General features: G+C 69.8%; 19 protein-coding genes. 12 read left to right on the forward strand and 7 right to left on the reverse strand.

The genetic code is table 11. The features are described 5' to 3' along the window. Positions 1 to 23: 23 nt before the first annotated feature. Positions 24 to 1,313 carry an Nramp family divalent metal transporter gene (locus tag AC3WS6_RS00735; RefSeq protein WP_492499173.1) on the forward strand — a complete coding sequence of 430 codons (1,290 nt, stop codon included), beginning with the start codon at positions 24 to 26 and terminating at the stop codon, positions 1,311 to 1,313. A gap of 102 nt (positions 1,314 to 1,415) precedes the next feature. On the opposite strand, the gene AC3WS6_RS00740 is transcribed toward AC3WS6_RS00735, so the two are convergent. Next, the gene (locus tag AC3WS6_RS00740; protein WP_492499174.1) at positions 1,416 to 3,974 is read right to left on the reverse strand and encodes a rhamnogalacturonan lyase; all 2,559 of its coding nucleotides are present in this window, start codon (positions 3,972 to 3,974) and stop codon (positions 1,416 to 1,418) included. 145 nt (positions 3,975 to 4,119) lie between these two features. Between AC3WS6_RS00740 and AC3WS6_RS00745 the strand changes: the two genes are divergently transcribed. From AC3WS6_RS00745 to AC3WS6_RS00765, 5 genes are all read left to right on the forward strand, one after another. Continuing rightward, positions 4,120 to 4,422 carry a hypothetical protein gene (locus AC3WS6_RS00745; RefSeq protein ID WP_492499175.1) on the forward strand — a complete coding sequence of 101 codons (303 nt, stop codon included), beginning with the start codon at positions 4,120 to 4,122 and terminating at the stop codon, positions 4,420 to 4,422. A gap of 51 nt (positions 4,423 to 4,473) precedes the next feature. Then, on the forward strand, positions 4,474 to 5,106 hold the full coding sequence (locus tag AC3WS6_RS00750) for a metal-dependent transcriptional regulator (protein ID WP_492499176.1): 633 nt from the start codon (positions 4,474 to 4,476) through the stop codon (positions 5,104 to 5,106). Between the two features lie 76 nt (positions 5,107 to 5,182). Then, positions 5,183 to 5,992 (forward strand): HAD-IIA family hydrolase, encoded by an 810-nt coding sequence (locus AC3WS6_RS00755; RefSeq protein ID WP_492499177.1) that lies wholly within the window; start codon positions 5,183 to 5,185, stop codon positions 5,990 to 5,992. A 1-nt stretch (position 5,993) separates the two neighbouring features. Then, a complete protein-coding gene (locus AC3WS6_RS00760) occupies positions 5,994 to 6,563 on the forward strand; it encodes a YdeI/OmpD-associated family protein (RefSeq protein ID WP_492499178.1) in 570 nt (189 codons plus the stop codon). Further along, positions 6,560 to 6,730: a hypothetical protein gene (locus tag AC3WS6_RS00765; protein WP_492499179.1), complete on the forward strand. Its 171-nt coding sequence runs from the start codon at positions 6,560 to 6,562 to the stop codon at positions 6,728 to 6,730. The genes AC3WS6_RS00760 and AC3WS6_RS00765 overlap by 4 nt, the downstream gene beginning before the upstream one ends. Positions 6,731 to 6,744: 14 nt before the next feature. On the opposite strand, the gene AC3WS6_RS00770 is transcribed toward AC3WS6_RS00765, so the two are convergent. The 3 genes from AC3WS6_RS00770 to pyrE form a co-directional block, all read right to left on the reverse strand. Then, the gene (locus AC3WS6_RS00770; RefSeq protein ID WP_492499180.1) at positions 6,745 to 7,902 is read right to left on the reverse strand and encodes an anhydro-N-acetylmuramic acid kinase; all 1,158 of its coding nucleotides are present in this window, start codon (positions 7,900 to 7,902) and stop codon (positions 6,745 to 6,747) included. A 136-nt stretch (positions 7,903 to 8,038) separates the two neighbouring features. Further along, positions 8,039 to 8,941, reverse strand: coding sequence for an ROK family protein (locus tag AC3WS6_RS00775; RefSeq protein ID WP_492499181.1), 903 nt, complete (start codon positions 8,939 to 8,941; stop codon positions 8,039 to 8,041). Next, positions 8,938 to 9,498: an orotate phosphoribosyltransferase gene (gene pyrE / locus AC3WS6_RS00780; protein WP_072592022.1), complete on the reverse strand. Its 561-nt coding sequence runs from the start codon at positions 9,496 to 9,498 to the stop codon at positions 8,938 to 8,940. Before pyrE ends, AC3WS6_RS00775 begins: the two co-directional genes overlap by 4 nt. Positions 9,499 to 9,535: 37 nt before the next feature. Between pyrE and AC3WS6_RS00785 the strand changes: the two genes are divergently transcribed. Next, complete coding sequence (locus AC3WS6_RS00785; RefSeq protein ID WP_492499182.1) at positions 9,536 to 10,384, forward strand: exodeoxyribonuclease III; 849 nt, start codon at positions 9,536 to 9,538, stop codon at positions 10,382 to 10,384. A gap of 4 nt (positions 10,385 to 10,388) precedes the next feature. Then, positions 10,389 to 11,213, forward strand: coding sequence for a Cof-type HAD-IIB family hydrolase (locus AC3WS6_RS00790; RefSeq protein ID WP_492499183.1), 825 nt, complete (start codon positions 10,389 to 10,391; stop codon positions 11,211 to 11,213). A gap of 59 nt (positions 11,214 to 11,272) precedes the next feature. On the opposite strand, the gene AC3WS6_RS00795 is transcribed toward AC3WS6_RS00790, so the two are convergent. Genes AC3WS6_RS00795 through AC3WS6_RS00805 form a run of 3 tightly spaced genes read right to left on the reverse strand, consistent with a single transcriptional unit; the run spans position 11,273 to position 13,171 of the window. Then, a complete protein-coding gene (locus AC3WS6_RS00795) occupies positions 11,273 to 11,560 on the reverse strand; it encodes a winged helix-turn-helix transcriptional regulator (protein WP_492499184.1) in 288 nt (95 codons plus the stop codon). Continuing rightward, complete coding sequence (locus AC3WS6_RS00800; protein WP_492499185.1) at positions 11,557 to 11,961, reverse strand: VOC family protein; 405 nt, start codon at positions 11,959 to 11,961, stop codon at positions 11,557 to 11,559. Before AC3WS6_RS00800 ends, AC3WS6_RS00795 begins: the two co-directional genes overlap by 4 nt. 31 nt (positions 11,962 to 11,992) lie before the next feature. After that, complete coding sequence (locus AC3WS6_RS00805; protein ID WP_492499186.1) at positions 11,993 to 13,171, reverse strand: MFS transporter; 1,179 nt, start codon at positions 13,169 to 13,171, stop codon at positions 11,993 to 11,995. Between the two features lie 79 nt (positions 13,172 to 13,250). Here AC3WS6_RS00805 and AC3WS6_RS00810 point away from each other — a divergent pair, with 79 nt between their 5' ends. The 4 genes from AC3WS6_RS00810 to AC3WS6_RS00825 are packed head-to-tail and all read left to right on the forward strand — an operon-like array spanning position 13,251 to position 17,764. Then, complete coding sequence (locus AC3WS6_RS00810) at positions 13,251 to 14,549, forward strand: sensor histidine kinase (protein WP_492499187.1); 1,299 nt, start codon at positions 13,251 to 13,253, stop codon at positions 14,547 to 14,549. Continuing rightward, positions 14,546 to 15,247 (forward strand): response regulator, encoded by a 702-nt coding sequence (locus AC3WS6_RS00815; protein ID WP_492499188.1) that lies wholly within the window; start codon positions 14,546 to 14,548, stop codon positions 15,245 to 15,247. Before AC3WS6_RS00810 ends, AC3WS6_RS00815 begins: the two co-directional genes overlap by 4 nt. A 34-nt stretch (positions 15,248 to 15,281) precedes the next feature. Next, positions 15,282 to 16,478: a benzoate/H(+) symporter BenE family transporter gene (locus AC3WS6_RS00820; protein ID WP_492499189.1), complete on the forward strand. Its 1,197-nt coding sequence runs from the start codon at positions 15,282 to 15,284 to the stop codon at positions 16,476 to 16,478. Between the two features lie 50 nt (positions 16,479 to 16,528). Next, the gene (locus tag AC3WS6_RS00825; protein ID WP_492499190.1) at positions 16,529 to 17,764 is read left to right on the forward strand and encodes a hypothetical protein; all 1,236 of its coding nucleotides are present in this window, start codon (positions 16,529 to 16,531) and stop codon (positions 17,762 to 17,764) included. The last annotated feature ends 56 nt before the right edge of the window (positions 17,765 to 17,820 follow it).

Raw genomic sequence — 17,820 nt, forward strand, 5'->3', positions numbered from 1 at the left:
GAAAGATCCGCTACGATTTCGGCATGCCTAAAAATGCCGCGCTCGGGGTGAGCGCCCCCTCTGCTCGCACGACCGCGCCACGCAACATCTGGCTCCTCGGACCTGCACTGGTCGCGGGTGTCGCCTACCTCGATCCGGGCAACGTCGCGAGCAACATGACCGCCGGCGCGCAGTACGGATATCTGCTCGTATGGGTCGTGGTGGTGGGCAACGTGATGGCCTGGCTGATCCAGTACCTGTCGGCCAAGCTCGGCGTCGTCACGGGGCAGAGCCTCCCCGAGGTGCTCGGAGCGCGCCTCACCAAGCCCTGGGCCCGTCGGGCGTATTGGCTCCAGGCCGAGCTGATCGCGATGGCGACCGACCTCGCTGAGGTCATCGGCGGCGCCGTGGCGCTGTATCTGCTGTTCGACATCCCGCTACTGCTCGGAGGGATCATCACCGGGGCCGTGTCGATGGTCCTGCTCGCCGTGCAGAGCCGCCGCGGCGCGCGACCCTTCGAGTTCGTGATCATCGGCCTGATGGTGATCATCGCGGTCGGCTTCGTCGCCGGGCTCTTCATAGCCCCGCCGGATGCCGCGAGCGTCGTCGGCGGCCTGGTGCCCCGTTTCGAGGGCACCGGATCGGTGCTCCTCGCCGCCTCCATCCTCGGCGCGACGATCATGCCGCACGCGATCTACGCGCACTCCTCACTCACGCGCGACCGTTTCGGAGCCGCCGCGGCGCACGGGCCGACCGAGACTGCTCGAACGGACGCCTCGCGCATCCGCCGCCTGCTCACGGCGACCCGCTGGGACGTGTCGATCGCCATGCTGATCGCGGGCACCGTCAACCTCGGCATCCTGCTGCTCGCTGCCGCCAACCTGGCCGGCGTCGAGGGGACCGATTCGCTCGAAGGCGCCCATGCCGCGCTCGCGGCGGGACTCGGTCCTGTCGTCGCGACCTTCTTCGCGGTGGGCCTGCTGGCCTCCGGTCTCGCCTCGACATCCGTCGGCGCGTACGCGGGAGCGGAGATCATGCACGGGCTCCTGCGGGTGCGCATCCCGCTGCTCGCGCGGCGGCTCGTGACCCTGATCCCCGCGCTCGTGATCCTCGGCATCGGCTTCGATCCGACGCTGGCGCTGGTACTCAGCCAGGTCGTGCTGTCGTTCGGCATCCCGTTCGCGCTGCTCCCCCTCGTCGCCCTCACGGCACAGAGGCGCACTCTCGGCGTCTGGGCCAATCGCACCTGGACGACGGCCGCGGGCATCGTGGCATCCGTGCTGCTCATCGCCCTCAACGGCGCTCTGCTCTGGCTGGTGCTGACGGGCGCCTGACCGGGTCGCGGCCCCGCTCACCAGCGGCCCCCACGCGCGCCGAACCGCCCCGAGCCGGCACGGGAAGAGTCGGCTCGGGGCGGCGTCCTGTCACCGCCGCGGTCAGCGCGAGCGGAGGGTCTCCGTCCACTGCACGGTCGCGCCGTCGGCGATGCGCCAGCCGGGCTCGGGAACGGCGACGACGGTCACCTCTCCCGTGACCTTCACCTTGCCGTTGCGTGCCTCGACCTTCTCGCCGTTGACGTAGTAGCTGATGCCCTTCACGTTCGGCACCTTCACCTCGTCGCGCGAGGTGCCCGGCTTGTCGGTGAATTTCGGAGCCTTCGGAGCGGTCGGCACCGTGAGCACCGGCACATTCACCCAGTCGATGTCGCTCGCCAGGTAGAACGAGGTGTACGCCGGCTGGTTGTAGGTGGTCTGCTGGCGCGCGGTCTCGGCCCGGTACTGCACGTCGTGCATGAGGGTCGTGAGCTTGTGCGCGGTCGGCTCGGTCGTCGTGAAGAACCGCAGCGCGCTCGAGTCCGCGGTGCGCACCAGCAGCTCCTCGCGCCAGTCGCCCAGCACATCAGCGACGAGCGACGGATTGCCCTTGGTGCCGTTGTTCGTGAGTGTTCCGGTGGCGGCGAGCAGCGTCCCGCGCGTCCAGTCGTCGATGGTCGGCGTCTGATCGCCGCTGCCGTTCACGAGCTGAGTCGTCATGTCACCCGCCCACCGGATCGACATGTTGGTGCCCGGAGTCTCCGCCTGCAGCACCTCGCCCGTCGCGCTCAACAGTCCACTGCCTTCGGTGCCGCCGGGCATGCTGGACCACACCTCGATGCCGGGTACGTCGGGACGAACGTCGCCGATCATCGCGCGACCCGTATCGCGGCCCGAGTACGCCCCGAACAGCGACTCCCCCGTCGCGGCATCACGCATCACCGACCCGTACGGTGCACCGGTCGCGCCTTCATGGGCCGTCCAGATCTCCAGGCCGGGGCGGCTCGGATCGATGTCGGTCACGTGCATGGCGTCGCCGTGACCCAGGCGCACGGTCGCCCCAGGATCGGCACTGCCCTCGGGGAGAACGTCGAACGAGCTGTACAGCAGGCTGCCGTCGTCGTCGATCGTCGCCGAGCCGTAGACGAGCTCCTGCTTCCCGTCGGCATCCACGTCGGCGAAGCTCAGCGAGTGATCGCCCTGGGTCGTGATCGTGCCGAACTCGGGGTCGGCGCCGTCGCGACCGTGCGGCGAGTCGTTGAACGGGTTAGACAGGGGCACATGACCGCTGTCGACATCCCACACCTCTTTCAGACGCTTGCCGTCCCAGTCGAATGCCGTGACGGTCGTGCGCGTGTAGTAACCACGGGCGAAGACGGCGGACGGATGCTGCCCGTCGAGGTATCCGACCCCGGCGAGGAACCGGTCGACGCGGTTGGCCGGCTCGATGCGCGACATCGCGTAGTCGCCCCACAGCAGGCCGTCGTCGCCACGCGCAGTCGGATACGGGATCGTCTGCAGTTCCGCTCCGGTCGCGCTGTCGAAGACCGTGAGGTATTCGGGTCCGTCGACGATGAAGCCCTCGAACTCGCGCAGCAGGTTTCGAGCGCTGCGGCTCGGGGCGTAGACGTCGATGAACGTGGTGGCGAGCTCCTGCGCGGCCTCGGGTGAGAGCGGGTACTCGTGCGTCACCGGCATCCCCCACGCCTCTTCGAGGGTGGCGGGCCACTGCCCCGAGACGACCTCTTCGCGATCGCTCCAGCCGAGGAACATCTCGACGAGGTGCTGCTCGTAGTCCGCGGCGCTCAGACGGTAGTCGTCGTCGTTCGAGTACCCGGCCTTGCGGTCATCCTTGGGGAGGGTGATGTACGACTCGCTCGCCACAGTGCCGTCAGCCGCGTACTGCACGGACTTCGTTCCCGGAGCGGTCTTCAGCATGGTCTCCGATCGGCCGTCGCCGTCGAAGTCGTAGACGAGGAACTGCGTGTAGTGCGCTCCGGCGCGGATGTTCACGCCGAGGTCGAGGCGGTTCAGCAGTGTGCCGTCGAGCTCATATGTGTCGAGGTAGACGGGGCCGGTGTAACCGCGCTGGGAGACGTCCTTCGAGTTCGACGGGTCCCACTTCACGACGTACTCGTACTGTCCGTCGCCGTCGACATCGCCGACCGAGACGTCGTTCGCCGAGTAGGTGTAGGCCTCGCCCTTCGGCGTCACCCCGTCGGCGGGCTTCTGCAGAGGCAGGTCATGGTGGCCGTCTGCCCATGCGGTGACATATGCCGAGGCGGATGCCGTCAGCTCGACGCCGTTCACGACGGGGACGACCGAGTACTCCGAGGTCGCCGAGCCGACGGCATCCGCGTAGTTCGTGCTGTCGGTGACCGTGGCGATCTTGGTGCCGTCGCGGTAGACGGCGAAGTCGGGGCCGGCGAGGCCCGTCGCGGTGGAGCCGGTCGTCTCGGTCGCGAGCAGTCGCCAGCTGAGGAAGATGCCCTGGGCCGTCGAGACGGCGACGAGCCCGCGGTCGAGCGACTCGAGTTGTGGCCTCTGGGATGCAGGGTCGTGGCGCCCGGCCGCAGGGGCTGCGACTGACACCGCCCCCGCACTCTGCGCGCCACTCATCAGGAGGCAGCCGGCTGCGGCCACCGCCACGACGGCGCGGAACGGATGGTGTCGGATGTTCATCGTCGAAATCCTTCTCTGAGCGCGAAGCTCGCTCGGATAGCGTTTTCCCGTGCCCGGTCGAAGCTACCCCGCCCGCCGCGGAACGTCAAGGAATTCCGGCCGATTGAGACGATTCACGCGCTCTACCGGCGATTAGGCTCGAGTCATGTCTGCCGAACCCGCACGCCGCACCGTCCGCATCCTCACGTGGACCGCCATCGCGACGGGCGTGATCGGCGGCCTCCTCGTCGCCTTCCCCACCGTGCTGCCGTTCGGCGGCCCGTGGGTGCAGCTCGCACTGGGCATCGTGACGCTGGTGCTGGCCTTCCGCGCCCGCAAGATCGGCATCGCCGAGATCGAGGGGTTCGACGGGCGGATCTCGCTGTTCGCCGCCCTCCTCGGCTTCCTCATCGTGTTCTTCGCGGGTCAGGTCGCCTTCGGCATCCTGGTCGACGTGGCGAACCCCTGATCACCGCGGCCCCCCCTGAACACGCCCATTCCCCTGATCTAGGCTGGACCAGTGGCATCCCCGGCAGCAGACGACTACCTGAAGACGGTCTACGCGCACACCGAGTGGCAGGACGCGCCGATCACACCATCGGTGCTCGCCGCGAAGCTCGGCATCGCGCCGTCGTCGGTGACCGAGATGGTCAAGAAGCTCGCCGCCGCCGGGCTCGTCTCGCACGTGCCCTACGGCGCGGTGCGACTGACGGATGCCGGCACGCAGCGCGCGCTGGCCATGGTGCGCCGCCACCGGCTGATCGAGACCTGGCTGGTGCAGGAGTTCGACTACGGCTGGCACGAGGTGCACGACGAGGCCGAAGTGCTCGAGCACACCATCAGCGATCGCCTGCTCGAGGGCATCGACGCGCGACTCGGCCGGCCCCGGTTCGACCCGCACGGCGACGCCATCCCGGATGCCGCGGGGGTCGTCGAACGCGAGCCCTTCGTGCTCCTCGCCGACGCGCCCACAGGCCACGTCGGACGCGTGCTGCGCGTCGATGACCGCGACCCCGAGCTGCTGCGCGCCCTCGAAGCCGCGGGAGTCGTCGTCGCGGCGACGGTCACGACCACCGCATCCGGCATCGAGATCGGCGGCGGCGAGACGGAGCTCCCTGCGGGTGCGGCCGACGTGGTCTGGCTCAGCGCCTGAGAGGTCTGGCTCAGCGCCCGAAAGGTTCGTCAGAACCTGACACCTGCCCGTAACCGCGGGCCAATAGGCTGAGCACATGGGACACCGCGACGACATCGAATGCTGGCTGACCGACATGGACGGCGTGCTCGTGCATGAGAACACCGCCATCCCCGGGGCATCCGAGCTGCTCGCCGGATGGGAGCAGAACGAGATCCCCTACCTGGTCCTGACGAACAACTCGATCTTCACGGCCCGCGACCTCTCGGCCCGCCTGCGCGCGAGCGGCCTGGTCGTGCCCGAAGAGCGCATCTGGACCTCGGCCCTCGCCACGGCCGACTTCCTGCGACAGCAGCTGCCGGGGGGATCCGCCTTCGTGATCGGTGAGGCGGGCATCCTGACCGCCCTGCACGAGGCGGGCTTCATCATGACCGAGACGAACCCCGACTTCGTGGTCGTGGGCGAGACCCGCAACTACTCGTTCGAGGCCATCACCAAGGCGATCCGCCACATCAACAAGGGCGCCCGCTTCATCGTCACGAACCCCGATGCCACGGGTCCTTCGGCCGACGGCGTGCTGCCGGCCACCGGCGCGATCGCGGCCCTGATCACCAAGGCGACGGGCAAGGAGCCGTATGTCGTCGGCAAGCCGAACCCGATGATGTTCCGCTCGGCGCTCAACAAGATCGGCGCGCACTCGAAGAAGACCGGGATGATCGGCGACCGGATGGACACCGACATCATCGCGGGCATCGAGGCGGGCCTGCACACCGTGCTCGTGATGACGGGTATCAGCGACGAGGCAGAGGTGCAGAAGTACCCGTTCCGCCCCGACGAGATCGTCGACTCGGTCGCCGACCTCCTGCCGACCGTCACCGAATCGATCCCGACGCTCGACGAGGACTGACATGGGCGCACTCGACGAGGGCGAACGGATCAGGGCGGCGGACGCCGCGGCCTGGCGCGCCTGGCTCGAGGAGCACCACGAGCGCCCGTCCGGCGTCTGGCTGCTGAGCGTGCGAGGAAACGGCGCGGGTGGTGTCGGCTATGAAGACGCCGTACGTCAGGCGCTCTGCTTCGGCTGGATCGACGGCCCGGTGCGCACCTTCGACGACCAGACCGTCGGGCAGTGGTTCTCGCCGCGGCGTCGCGGCAGCGGGTGGGCGGCGACGAACAAGGCCCGACTGGTCGAGCTCGAAGCCGCCGGACACCTTGCGCCGGCCGGCATCCGCGTGCTCGAGGCCGCCCACGCAGACGGATCCTGGACCCTGCTCGACGGCCCCGAAGCCGGCATCGAGCCGCCCGAACTGACCGAGGCGCTGGATGCCGTGCCCGCCGCGCGCGCCCACTGGGATGCCTTCCCGAAGTCGGTCAAGAAGTTCGGCCTCACGCACATCGCCATGGCGAAGCGTGCCGAGACGCGATCCGCGCGGATCACCAAGATCGTGGCGGATGCCGCAGAGGGGAAGCGACCGTGAATCAATCGGACGTGCTGTTCCTGGTCGTGTTCCTGATCCTGCTCAGCACGCTGACCGTGTTCGTGGTGCAGTTCTGGCGCTCCCGGCGTGGAGGCGGCGGCAGCGAAGGCGATGGCCGCGCCGGCTGGTGGGAAGGCCCCTGGGACGACGACGACCGCAGGCGCTGAGCGACCGTTCTCGATCAGCGGAGCGTCAGGCTGCGCACCCGATCCACGGGCTCCGGCATCCGCAGCGCACCCGCGCCCGGGGTGATCGTGCCGAGGATTCGCGCCTCCCGCGCTCCGGTGCCTCCCGGCGTCACGGCGGCGACGCCATGCATCGTGCACCAGCCGATCAGCGCGAACAGGATGGCCTCTTTGCTGTCGACCGGGGCGCCGAGTTCGTCGGCGAGCACGACCTCGACGTCGGGGAGCGCATCACGAAGCCCCTGCATGATCAGTGGGTTGTGGCATCCGCCGCCGGAGACGGCCAGGAACCGGATGCCGGCCGAGCGCACGTCGTGCGCGACGGTGCGCACCGTGAGCTCGGTGAGCGTGCGCACCAGGTCTGCCGCCGCGATGCCGGGACGCATCCGATCGATGTGCGCGTGGACGTAGTCGAGGTGGAAATGCTCCTTGCCCGTGCTCTTCGGGGCGGGAAGCGCGTAGTACGGATCGGCGAGGAGCGCGGCCAGCAGCGTCTCATCGACGGTGCCCGTGCGGGCGATCGCGGCATCCGCGTCGTAGCCGCGATCATTCAGACCCTCGGCCACCACGACCGCATCGATCAGCGCGTTCGCCGGGCCGATGTCGTAGGCCGAAAGACCGTCGACGCCCACGACGGTGATGTTCGCGATGCCGCCGAGGTTGACCGCCGCCGAGACGCCCGACCGGCCGCGCAGCAGCAGCTCGTCGAGGAACGACACGAGCGGTGCGCCATGTCCGCCGGCGGCGATGTCCCGGATCCGCACGTCAGACACCACCGGTGCGCCCACTCGCTCCGCGATCCACGCGGGCTGACCGATCTGCAGAGTGCCGAGCGCGCGGCCCTCGTCGACCCAGTGGAAGACGGTCTGACCGTGGGAGCACACGGCATCCACTCCCCCGACGGCATCGGATGCGGCGGCGGCGACCTCGGCGAAGGCCTGCCCGATCAGCGTGTCGAGCTCGCAGACCTCCGCAAAGGTCGTCGACCCCGGCGGCAGCGCGGCGACGAGTCGCGCCCGCAGCTCGGTGTCGTACGGGACGCTGTCTTCATGCAGCACGCTGCCGCGCAGCTCTCCGTCGCTCTCTTCGAAGTCCACGACCGTGACGTCGATGCCGTCATGTGAGGTGCCCGAGAGCAGTCCGAGTACGCGCATGCGTGTTCCTTCCATCGCTGAGCCGTCGCTGAGCCATCGCCTGCTACGAGCGTAGGCCGCTTTTGTTAGGGAGGCGAACGGAAGTGGCGACCCTTTATCGGGGCCGACCTCGACAGAGTGGGGGACCGCGCCCGCGTCAGCGCAGGACGAGCGCCGCGGCGCCGATGAGCGGCCCCTCGTCGCCGAGTCCCGAGCGCACGACCCGGGTACGCCGCGAGTACTCGTGCGCGGCACTGGCCGTGAGCGCCTGCTGCACGAGGTCGATGTAGTCGGCGGACACGCGAGAGAACCCGCCGCCGATCGCGACCATGTCGAGGTCGACGAGGGTCGCGGCATCCGCGAGCGCTTCTCCGACCGCCTTCGCCGACCGCTCGATGGCCGCGCGGGCGACGGCGTCGCCCGCGACGGCATCCCGAGCCAGGTCCTCGCCGGTGGCTCCGGTCCAGCCCTGTTGCTGAGCCCAGGCGGCGCTCGCGGGCCCCGAGGCGATCTCCTCGAGGGTGAGCCCGCCTTCGCGACGCACCTGTCCGAGATGCCCGGCATTGCCGGTGGCTCCGGGAATGTACGCGCCGTTGACGACGAACCCTCCGCCGACGCCGGTCGAGACGACGATCGAGAGCGCGGCACCGGCATCCTGCGTGGCGCCGAGCCAGGATTCCGCGAGGGCGAGCGCGCCACCGTCATGGCCGAGGACGGTCGGAACCTCGCGGCCGAGCGCAGCGGATGCCGCCGAGCGCACCGACTCCGCAAGACCGAAGCCCCGCGCGAGCGGCATGTTCACCGGCATGATCGCTCCGGCGGCACGGTCGATGGGTCCGGCGCTTCCGGCACCGGCGCCCACGAGGTCGGCATCCGCCGGCACAGCGGCCAAAGCGTGGGTCACGATCGAGATCACCGCGTCGTTCAGCGACTCGATCGTCGCCTGGCGCCCGGTCGCCTGTCGCGAGCGGCTGCCGCCGACGAGCACACCGTGCTCGTCCACGAGCGCGGCCTCCATCTTCGTGCCGCCGACGTCGACGGCCAGCGCGTAGCGGGTCACTGGGGGTCGAGTCCGAGGTCGTCGAGGTCGAACGCCGCACGCCATTCGAGGCCCTCGGCTTCGATCGCGGCCTGGGCGCCCGTCTTGCGGTCGACGATCACGGCGACGGCGACGATCTCGGCCCCTTCCTTGCGCAGCGCCTCGACGGCCTTGAGCGCGGACTGCCCGGTGGTCGAGGTGTCTTCGAGCACGACGACGCGCTTGCCGGCGACGTCTGCACCCTCGATCTGGCGACCGCGGCCGTGGTCCTTCGGCTCCTTGCGCACGACGAACGCGTCGAGCGGCTTGTCGGCGGCGACCGAGGCGTGCAGCACCGCGTTCGCGATGGGGTCGGCGCCGAGGGTCAGGCCGCCGACCGCCACGACGTCGAGGTCGCCGATGAGGTCGAGCATGATGCGACCGATCGCCGGTGCCGCGCGGTGGTCGAGGGTGAGCTTGCGCATGTCGACGTAGTACGTCGCCTTCTTGCCGCTCGAGAGCGTGAAGTCTCCGTGGAACACCGCCTCGTCCTTGATCAGGTCGAGAAGGGTCTGGCGGTCTGCGTCGAGTGCGGTCACGGCATCCAGTGTAGGAGGCAAGGCCTAGGCTTGACGCATGCGCTTGGCCACCTGGAACGTCAACTCCATCCGCACCCGTGTCACCCGCACCGTCGAGTTCGCCGTCAGGGAAGACATCGACGTGCTGGCGATGCAGGAGATCAAGTGCAAACCGGAGCAGTTCCCCTACGGGCCGTTCGAAGAGGCCGGCTACCACGTCGAGGTCCACGGCCTGAATCAGTGGAACGGCGTCGCGATCGCGAGCCGCCTGCCGATCACCGATGTCCGCACCGCGTTCGACGGCATGCCGGGCTTCGCCAAGGGACACGAGGGGCCGGATGCTCCGCTCGAAGCCCGCGCCCTGGGTGTGCTCGTCGAGGGAGTGCGCGTGTGGAGCCTGTATGTGCCCAACGGCCGCTCGCTCGACGACCCGCACTACGCCTACAAGCTGCACTGGCTCGAGGAGCTGAAGAAGGCGACGGCGGCAGAGCTCGCCGCCAACCCCGACCTGCCTCTCGCTCTGGTCGGCGACTTCAACATCATCCCGTTCGATACGGACAACGGCGACCCCGACATCGTCGAGGGCGTCTCGACACACGTCTCCCCGCAGGAGCGTCAGGCGTTCTTCGCGTTCGCCGACGCGGGCCTCACCGACGTGGTGCGCCCGCTGCTGCCCGAGGGCTTCACCTACTGGGACTATCAGCGTCTGAAGTTCCCGCGCAACGAGGGCATCCGCATCGACTTCATCCTCGGCTCGAAGACGCTGGCGGATGCCGTCACCGGTGCCTCCATCCACCGCGACGAGCGCAAGGGCGAGCAGCCCAGCGATCACGTGCCGGTCGTTGCCGAGTTCGACCTCGGCGGCGGCGCCGAAGACGACGACGATCTGCCGATGATCTTCTCCTGAGACTGTGACGCTCCGCCTGATCGCGACGGATCTCGACGGCACCCTGCTGACATCGGCATCCGACGTGTCTGCGCGCACCCGCGCGGCCCTCGACGCGGCGCGCTCCCGCGGCATCCATGTCGTCCCGGTCACCGCTCGCCAACCGATCGGGCTGCGAGCGATCGCCGGCGGCGCCGGGTTCGACGAGTGGGCGTTGTGCAGCAACGGAGCCTATGCGACGCATCTCACTGAAGGGCGGATGCTGTTCGCCGAAGAGCTGCCCGCAGAGACGATCCGCTCCCTCGCCGCGGCGCTCGAGGCGAGCATCCCCGGCCTGCTGTTCGCGAGCGTGCGCGAGGGCGGTGAGACGTTCGTCGCCCAGCACGGGTATGCCGAGATCGCCGATCTCTCCGACCACAAGCGCGATCCCAAGACCATGGGCGGCGTGACGCTCGACCAGGTGGTCGACGCTCCGAGCCTGAAGTTCGTGATCCGGCATCCCGAGCTCGCTCCCGTGACGCTCTTCGATGTGCTGCGCGATCTCGGGCTCACCGGTTTCGAGGCGACACTGTCAGGCGCCCCCTTCGTCGAGGTCATGGCCGAGGGCGTGACGAAAGCCTCGGGCCTTGCGCGCCTGTGCACGCACCTCGGCATCGACCGCGCTGAGGTCGTGGCCTTCGGCGACGCCCTCAACGACGTCGAGATGTTGCGGTGGGCGGGCCACGGCGTCGCGATGGCCGGTGCAGATGACGTCGTGCAGGATGCGGCAGACGAGACGACGACATCGAACGACGACGACGGCGTGGCGCGAGTGATCGAGCGGATGCTCGGTATCGGCGGAGCAGGCTGAGGTTCAGCTTCGATCCGACAGCTGGTTCGCGCCCGAGGTGAGGTCAGTCGTCCGACCCGTCACGAGTGCGGAATGTCCCCTCCCCAGCGCGCGAGCGCCCCGATCGCGTCGCTCAGCGCGAGACCGCGGTCGGTGAGCTCGTAGGCGCGCGTGTTGTGCCGCAGCGGCAGTCGACGCAGCACCCCGGCCGCCTCGAGCTCGCGCAGACGCGTCGCGAGGATGTTCGTCGGCGCACCGAGCTCGCGCTGCAGGTCGCCGTATCGTCGAGGCCCCTCGAGGAGCCGCTCGACGATGAGAAGGGCCCAGCGAGCACCGACGACGTCGAGAGCGGCGGCGAGGTCGCTCACGAGGTGGCGTCGGAATCCGGCTTCATCCAGAAGGGCGAGTAGTGGTATCCGTCGGGGTCGTCGAACTGGCGCTGATACATGAAGGGGTAGTCGTCGGTGTCGCCGATCCTGCCGCCCGCGGCTGCCGCGCGTTCGACGAGAGCATCGACGGCCTCGCGACTGTCGAGGTCGAACGACACCGTGACCTTCGAGGGGGTGTCGGGGCCACCGATCAGGTCTTCTGTGCCGCCGACGCTCGCATACATCTCACGGCTCCCGAGCATGACGTACTGCTCGGGCGCGATCGCGAAGCATGACACATTGTGGTCCGACATCTCGGCGTTGAGGGTCCAGCCGAGCGCGGTACAGAACGCGGTGGCCCGGTCGACGCTCTCGACGGGGCATGTGATGAAGAGGCTCATGTGCTGATACTTGCAAAATGCAAGTATCGCGTCAAGAGGGGTCTCCGCGCCGGAGCCCCACGAGGGCGAGCGCGCCGGCGCCGGCAGTCAGAGCCGCGACGACTCCGAGTCCGATGCCGGGGACGGATGCGGTCGCCACCGCTCCCGCGACCAGCGGTCCACCGGCATCGCCCAGCTCTCGTCCGAGTTCGGCGCTGCCCATGGTGCGACCCATCCGCTCGGGAGGGGTGGACGCCGCGAGATACGAGAACGCCACCGGGGTCGCGGTTCCGACGCCGACTCCCACCAGCAGCGCCGTGGCGACCAGTGCCAGCGGGTGATCGGTGACCGCGGCGAGCGCGATGCCCACGGCGATGAGCGCGAGCCCACCCACGGCGGCTGTGCGCACCGACACTCGCCCGCGATCGTGCGCGGCGCCGACGAACGGCTGCGCCACGCTCGACGCGATCGCGAGCACGGTGACGATCGCCATGCTCCACACCGTGTCGAGTCCGGCCTGACGCCCGAGCAGCGGGAGGAAGCCGACGGCCACGGCCAGCGCGCCGGTGGTGGCGGCGAGCACGAGCGTCGGCACCAGGAATCCGCGTTCCGTGAGCTCGCGGCCGAGGTCGACGAGCGTGACCCGTTTGCGGGGCAGCACCGGAACCTTCGGCACGGCGACGGCCACCCAGCCCGCCGCGACGAGTCCCAGCACGGCGAGTGCCCAGAACAGCGCCGGCATCCCGCCCCACACGACGAGGACGGCTCCGATCAGCGGACCGAGGGCATAGCCGAGGCTCTTCCACGATCCGTAGCGACCGAAGTATCGGCCGCGGCTCGCATCGTCGGTGAGCCTCGCCACTGCCGCAGACGATGACGGCGAGAACGCAGAGGCGGCGGCGCCCTGGCCGAAGCGTCCGAGCACGAGTCCGAGCATCCCCGGCACGATGGCCCCCACCACCGAGAACACGGAGAACGCGAGAAGCCCTCCGATGATCACGGGACGCACGCCGATGCGGTCGCTCAACGCGCCGAACAACGGTTTGAGCAGCACCTCGGCGAGGTCGTACAGAGCGAGAGTCAGTCCGAACGCGAACAGCGTCCATCCGATGTCGTCGGTCTCTGCGCCGAGCGCCGCGGCGATGCCGTGGGCGCCGAATGCCGTGGTGAAGCCTGCGAGATACAGGGGGGCGAGGCGAGGCGCGGCAGTCGCAGGAGACGTCGAGGTCACGCTCGATTCTTGCAGGGCGCGGGCGAGAGTCCGCCGCGCGGGGGATGCCGCCGCATCCGAGCCCCCGTACGGTGGAGGGATGCCCGCCGCGCCGTTCATCCGCACGCCCACCGCCCGCGAGCAGCGGGGCGACCTGGTGATGGCCGCGGTCATGTTCGTCGGCGCCGTTCTCAGCGCAGCGCTGTCGACGGTCGCCGACATGTACGGCGACACCAGGGCACCCGAATGGACGGCGCTCGTCTACGCCCTCGCAGTCACGGCGCCGCTCGGATGGCGTCGACGCTGGCCCGCCGCCGTCGCGATCATCGTGTGCGGGGCGTACTTCGTCGCCATCACGTTCCAGGTGCCCGAGATCTACGTCGGCAACATCGCGATGTTCGTGTCGCTGTATACGGTCGGCGCGTGGATGAACGACCGTCGCGCGGCGATGATCGTCCGAGTCGCGATCATCGTCGGCATGTTCATCTGGCTCCTGGTCACGATGTATCACGAGGCGATCGCCGAGGCCGAGAAGGCCGAGGTCGCCGCGGGCCTCCTCTCGCCCTACCTGGCATTCATGCTCATTCAGCTGCTGCTGAACGTGCTGTACTTCGCCGGGGCGTACTACTTCGGCGAGCGTTCGTGGCATGCGGCGCAGGAGCGCTCGGTGCTCGAGCAGCGCACAGCCGAGCTCGAGCAGCAGCGCGAGGTCACGGCCGCTCAGGCCGTCGCGCTCGACCGCGTGCGCATCGCACGAGAGCTGCACGACGTCGTCGCCCATCATGTGTCGGTCATGGGCGTGCAGGCGGGCGCCGCGCGACTCGTGATCGATCAGGATTCCGAGAAGGCGAAGGAGATCCTGACCGGCATCGAAGGCTCGGCGCGCGACGCGATCCACGAACTGCGACAGCTGCTCGAGACGCTCCGCACGCCGGGCGGCGAGACGACGGATGCCTCATCGACCGTGACCCTCGACGACATCGCCGACCTCGCGACGGCGTCGACCGAAGCCGGGCTGCCCACCGACTACGCCGTGATCGGTGAGCCGCTGCCGGTTCCGTCGGTCGTCGCCGTCAATCTCTACCGCATCGCACAGGAGTCGCTGACGAACGCGCGTCGGCATGGGGGCGTCGGCGCGATGGCCGATGTGCGGGTGCGCTACGACGACACGGGCGTCGAGGTCGAGGTCGTGAACAGCGGACGCTCGGTGGCGGCGCTGCGGCCGGGTCTCGGCCAGCTCGGGATGCGCGAGCGGGCAGCGGCCTCCGGCGGAACCCTCGAGGTGACGCCTCGATCGTCGGGCGGGCTGCGTGTGCGAGCGCGGGTGCCGCTCGACGGTTCTGCCCCACGACCGGTCGACGGCTCTCGGAGCCTGGATGAGAGCAGCGCCACGCGATGACCGACACGTCTGCTCCGATCCGCGTGCTGCTCGTCGACGACCACGCGATGCTCCGTGCAGGTTTCCGCACGATCCTCGACACGCAGGCCGACATCACGGTCGTCGGTGAGGCCGCCACGGGTGCCGAGGCCGTCGCCAGGGCCACCGAGCTGCGTCCCGACGTGATCACGATGGACGTGCAGATGCCCGACATGGACGGCATCGAGGCCACCCGGCGCATCGTCGCCGACCCCGAGATCTCGGCTGCGATCGCGATCATCACGACCTTCGACCGAGACGACTACCTGTATCAGGCGCTGGATGCCGGAGCCAGCGGCTTCCTGCTGAAGAACGCCGGGCCCGAAGACCTGCTGGCCGCCGTGCGGGCTCTCGCCGCGGGCGACGGGATGCTGGCGCCCGAGGTGACGCGTCGCGTGCTCGCGAGGTTCGCGACGGCATCCGCGTCACCGGCTTCATCGGAACCGCCTCAGGCTCCGACGCCCGCCGCAGCCCCTGTCGTGCTGGCCGACCCTCTCACCGAGCGCGAGGCAGAGGTGCTGGCTCTGCTCGCGGATGCCCGCAGCAACGCCGAGATCGCCAGCGCCCTGTTCATCGGCGAGGCCACCGTGAAGACGCATGTCTCACGCATCCTGCAGAAGCTCGGCGCGCGCGACCGCGTGCAGGCCGTGGTGCTGGCCCACCGCCGGGGAATGGCCTAGCTCGGACTGCTCGGGTCACGGCTACCCTCGGAGGGTGCCCGCTCCCGCCCCCGTCGCTCCCGCCCCCGTCGCTCCCGTATCCCGTCCGATCGTGGCCGGGATCGTCACGGCGCTCGTCGGGTTCACGAGCTCGTTCGCCGTGGTGCTCACCGGCCTCACCGCCGTCGGCGCCTCGCCCGCGCAGGCGGCAAGCGGACTGCTGGCCCTCAGCCTCACGATGGGGCTCGCCTGCATCGTGCTGGCCTGGCGGTATCGGATGCCGATCACCGTCGCCTGGTCGACGCCCGGCGCGGCCCTGCTCGCCGCGACCGGCATCGTCGACGGCGGGTGGTCGGCCGCGGTCGGCGCGTTCCTCGTCGCGGCGGCACTGATCCTGCTCACGGCCGTCTGGCCGGCACTCGGCGGGCTGATCGCGCGCATCCCTCCGTCGATCGCGCAGGCGATGCTCGCCGGGGTGCTGCTGCCTCTGTGCCTCGCGCCCATCAGCGGACTCGTCACGAACCCCTGGGGCGTGGTGCCCGTCGTGCTGACCTGGCTGATCTTCGCGCGGTTCGCCCCGCGCTGGGCCGTGCCGCTGGCGTTCGTCGCCGCCGCGATCGTCGTCGCCGTCTCGCTGGCGCAGGCGGGCGCGCCGGTGGATGCCGGCCTGCTGCTTCCCCGCGCCGAATTCACCGCCCCCACGTTCACCGTCGGCGCGCTCATCGGCATCGCGCTGCCGCTCTTCATCGTCACGATGGCGTCGCAGAACGTGCCGGGGATCGCGATCATGCGCAGCTTCGGCTACGAGGTTCCCTGGCGTCCGGCCATGCTCGTGACGGGCGTCGGCACGGCGCTCGGGGCGACTGCGGGAGGCCACGCGATCAACCTCGCCGCCATCAGCGCCGCTCTCGCAGCATCGCCCGATGCAGACCCCGATCCGAAGAGACGGTGGCTCGCGGGAGTCTCGACCGGTGTCTCCTACCTCGTGCTCGGGGGCTTCTCGGCCGGGTTCGCGGCGCTCGTGCTCCTCGCCCCCGAAGCCGTGATTCCCGCCGTCGCCGGTCTCGCGCTGTTCGCCGCCTTCGGGTCGTCGGTGCAGCAGGCCATCGACGATCCGGGTGAGCGCATCCCCGCGGTCGTGACGTTCCTCGTGGCCGCATCCGGCATCTCGCTGCTCGGCGTGAGCGCGGCGTTCTGGGCGCTCGTGGCGGGGCTGCTCGTGCGCACGGTGCTGCACGCCGGGCGGCGCTGACACGTCACTCGCCCGTCGCTGACGAGCACGCGCTCGGCTACCGTGGACGCGTGACAGTTCCCTCACCCGCTTCGGCGCCGTCGCCCGGAACCGCGCCCGGATTCTTCGATGCCCGCGCGCTGCTCGACCCCGTGAATCCGGCCGAGGTCGACGCCTTCGCCCGCGCGCAGCGCGCCGCCAACCCCACGTCGGCCGGACGGATCATCGCGTGGGTCGCCGTCGGGTTCGCGGCGCTCTGCGTGGTCCCGGTGATCGGGATCATGATCCTGGGACTCGGCTATGCAGTGGGCCAAGAGGCAGGGGTCGCCGTCGCCGCGCTCCTCGGACTGGTGCTGCTCGCCGGACTCGTCGTCGGCGTCGTGATGCTCGTGCGCCGCAGCATCCGCCTGCGCACGCTGACCCGCTTCCGCCTCTCGCGATTCGCCCGGGCCAACGCGATGAGCTACTTCGAGCGCATCGATGCCCCTCCTCTGCCCGGCATGATCTTCTCGAGCGGGTCGAGCCGCATGTCGACCGACGTGCTGCGCGGTGTCGAGCCGCGGTTCGTCGAGTTCGGCAACTACCAGTACACGACCAGCAACGGCAAGCAGACGACGACCCACCGGTGGGGATACGTCGCCGTCAAGCTCGATGTGCCGCTGCCGAACATCGTGCTCGATGCGCTGGGGAACAACACGCTGGGCAGCACACTGGCGGCCGCGTTCACCCGCGACCAGCGACTGTCGCTGGAGGGCGACTTCGACCAGTACTTCGCGCTGTACTGCCCGGCCGGATACGAAGCCGACGCCCTCTATCTGTTCACGCCCGACGTGATGGCGCGCTTCATCGATCATGCGGCGGAGCTCGATGTCGAGATCGTCGACGACTGGCTCTTCCTGTATGCGCGACGTGACGTGTCGACCCTCGATCCCGCGACCTGGGCATGGCTGTTCGGCGCCGTGGGCGCACTGCTCACCAAGCTCGACCAGTGGGCGCGGTGGCGCGACGACCGGCTGCGGCTGCAGGCCCCGGCGGCGGTGCAGCATCCCGGTGTCGCGGCGACTCCGGCGGCTCCGGGTGCTCCGGCGGCTCCGGGTGCTGCGGCGGCGACGCCTCCGAACTCTCCCGCCCTGCCGTTCGCCGCCCCGCTGGACGTGCTCACCCCGCCCCCTGGCGTCGCGCCGCCGGGACGGCGCCTGCGTCGCCGCAGCCCCTGGCTGGTCGTGGGCATCATCGTCGCCGTGGCGTTCGTCGTCGCGACCGCGCCGTTCGCGCTCGGCATCTTCGCCTTCCTCTTCCTGGGCTGAGCAGCGACCTCCCGGGCTGAACGGCGACTCCCTGCGCTCCGTCGCGAGGGGGACGT

The sequence above is a fragment of the Microbacterium sp. EB106-03-03-XG65 genome (genome assembly GCF_058791955.1).

What these genes read in the sequence shown, in the direction of transcription:
- AC3WS6_RS00740 (WP_492499174.1), bottom strand. Translation starts at nt 3,974, where the DNA reads ATGAACATCCGACACCATCCGTTCCGCGCCGTCGTGGCGGTGGCCGCA.
- AC3WS6_RS00755 (WP_492499177.1), top strand. Translation starts at nt 5,183, where the DNA reads ATGGGACACCGCGACGACATCGAATGCTGGCTGACCGACATGGACGGC.
- AC3WS6_RS00760 (WP_492499178.1), top strand. Translation starts at nt 5,994, where the DNA reads ATGGGCGCACTCGACGAGGGCGAACGGATCAGGGCGGCGGACGCCGCG.
- AC3WS6_RS00815 (WP_492499188.1), top strand. Translation starts at nt 14,546, where the DNA reads ATGACCGACACGTCTGCTCCGATCCGCGTGCTGCTCGTCGACGACCAC.
- AC3WS6_RS00735 (WP_492499173.1), top strand. Translation starts at nt 24, where the DNA reads ATGCCTAAAAATGCCGCGCTCGGGGTGAGCGCCCCCTCTGCTCGCACG.
- AC3WS6_RS00745 (WP_492499175.1), top strand. Translation starts at nt 4,120, where the DNA reads ATGTCTGCCGAACCCGCACGCCGCACCGTCCGCATCCTCACGTGGACC.
- AC3WS6_RS00785 (WP_492499182.1), top strand. Translation starts at nt 9,536, where the DNA reads ATGCGCTTGGCCACCTGGAACGTCAACTCCATCCGCACCCGTGTCACC.
- AC3WS6_RS00800 (WP_492499185.1), bottom strand. Translation starts at nt 11,961, where the DNA reads ATGAGCCTCTTCATCACATGCCCCGTCGAGAGCGTCGACCGGGCCACC.
- AC3WS6_RS00810 (WP_492499187.1), top strand. Translation starts at nt 13,251, where the DNA reads ATGCCCGCCGCGCCGTTCATCCGCACGCCCACCGCCCGCGAGCAGCGG.
- AC3WS6_RS00770 (WP_492499180.1), bottom strand. Translation starts at nt 7,902, where the DNA reads ATGCGCGTACTCGGACTGCTCTCGGGCACCTCACATGACGGCATCGAC.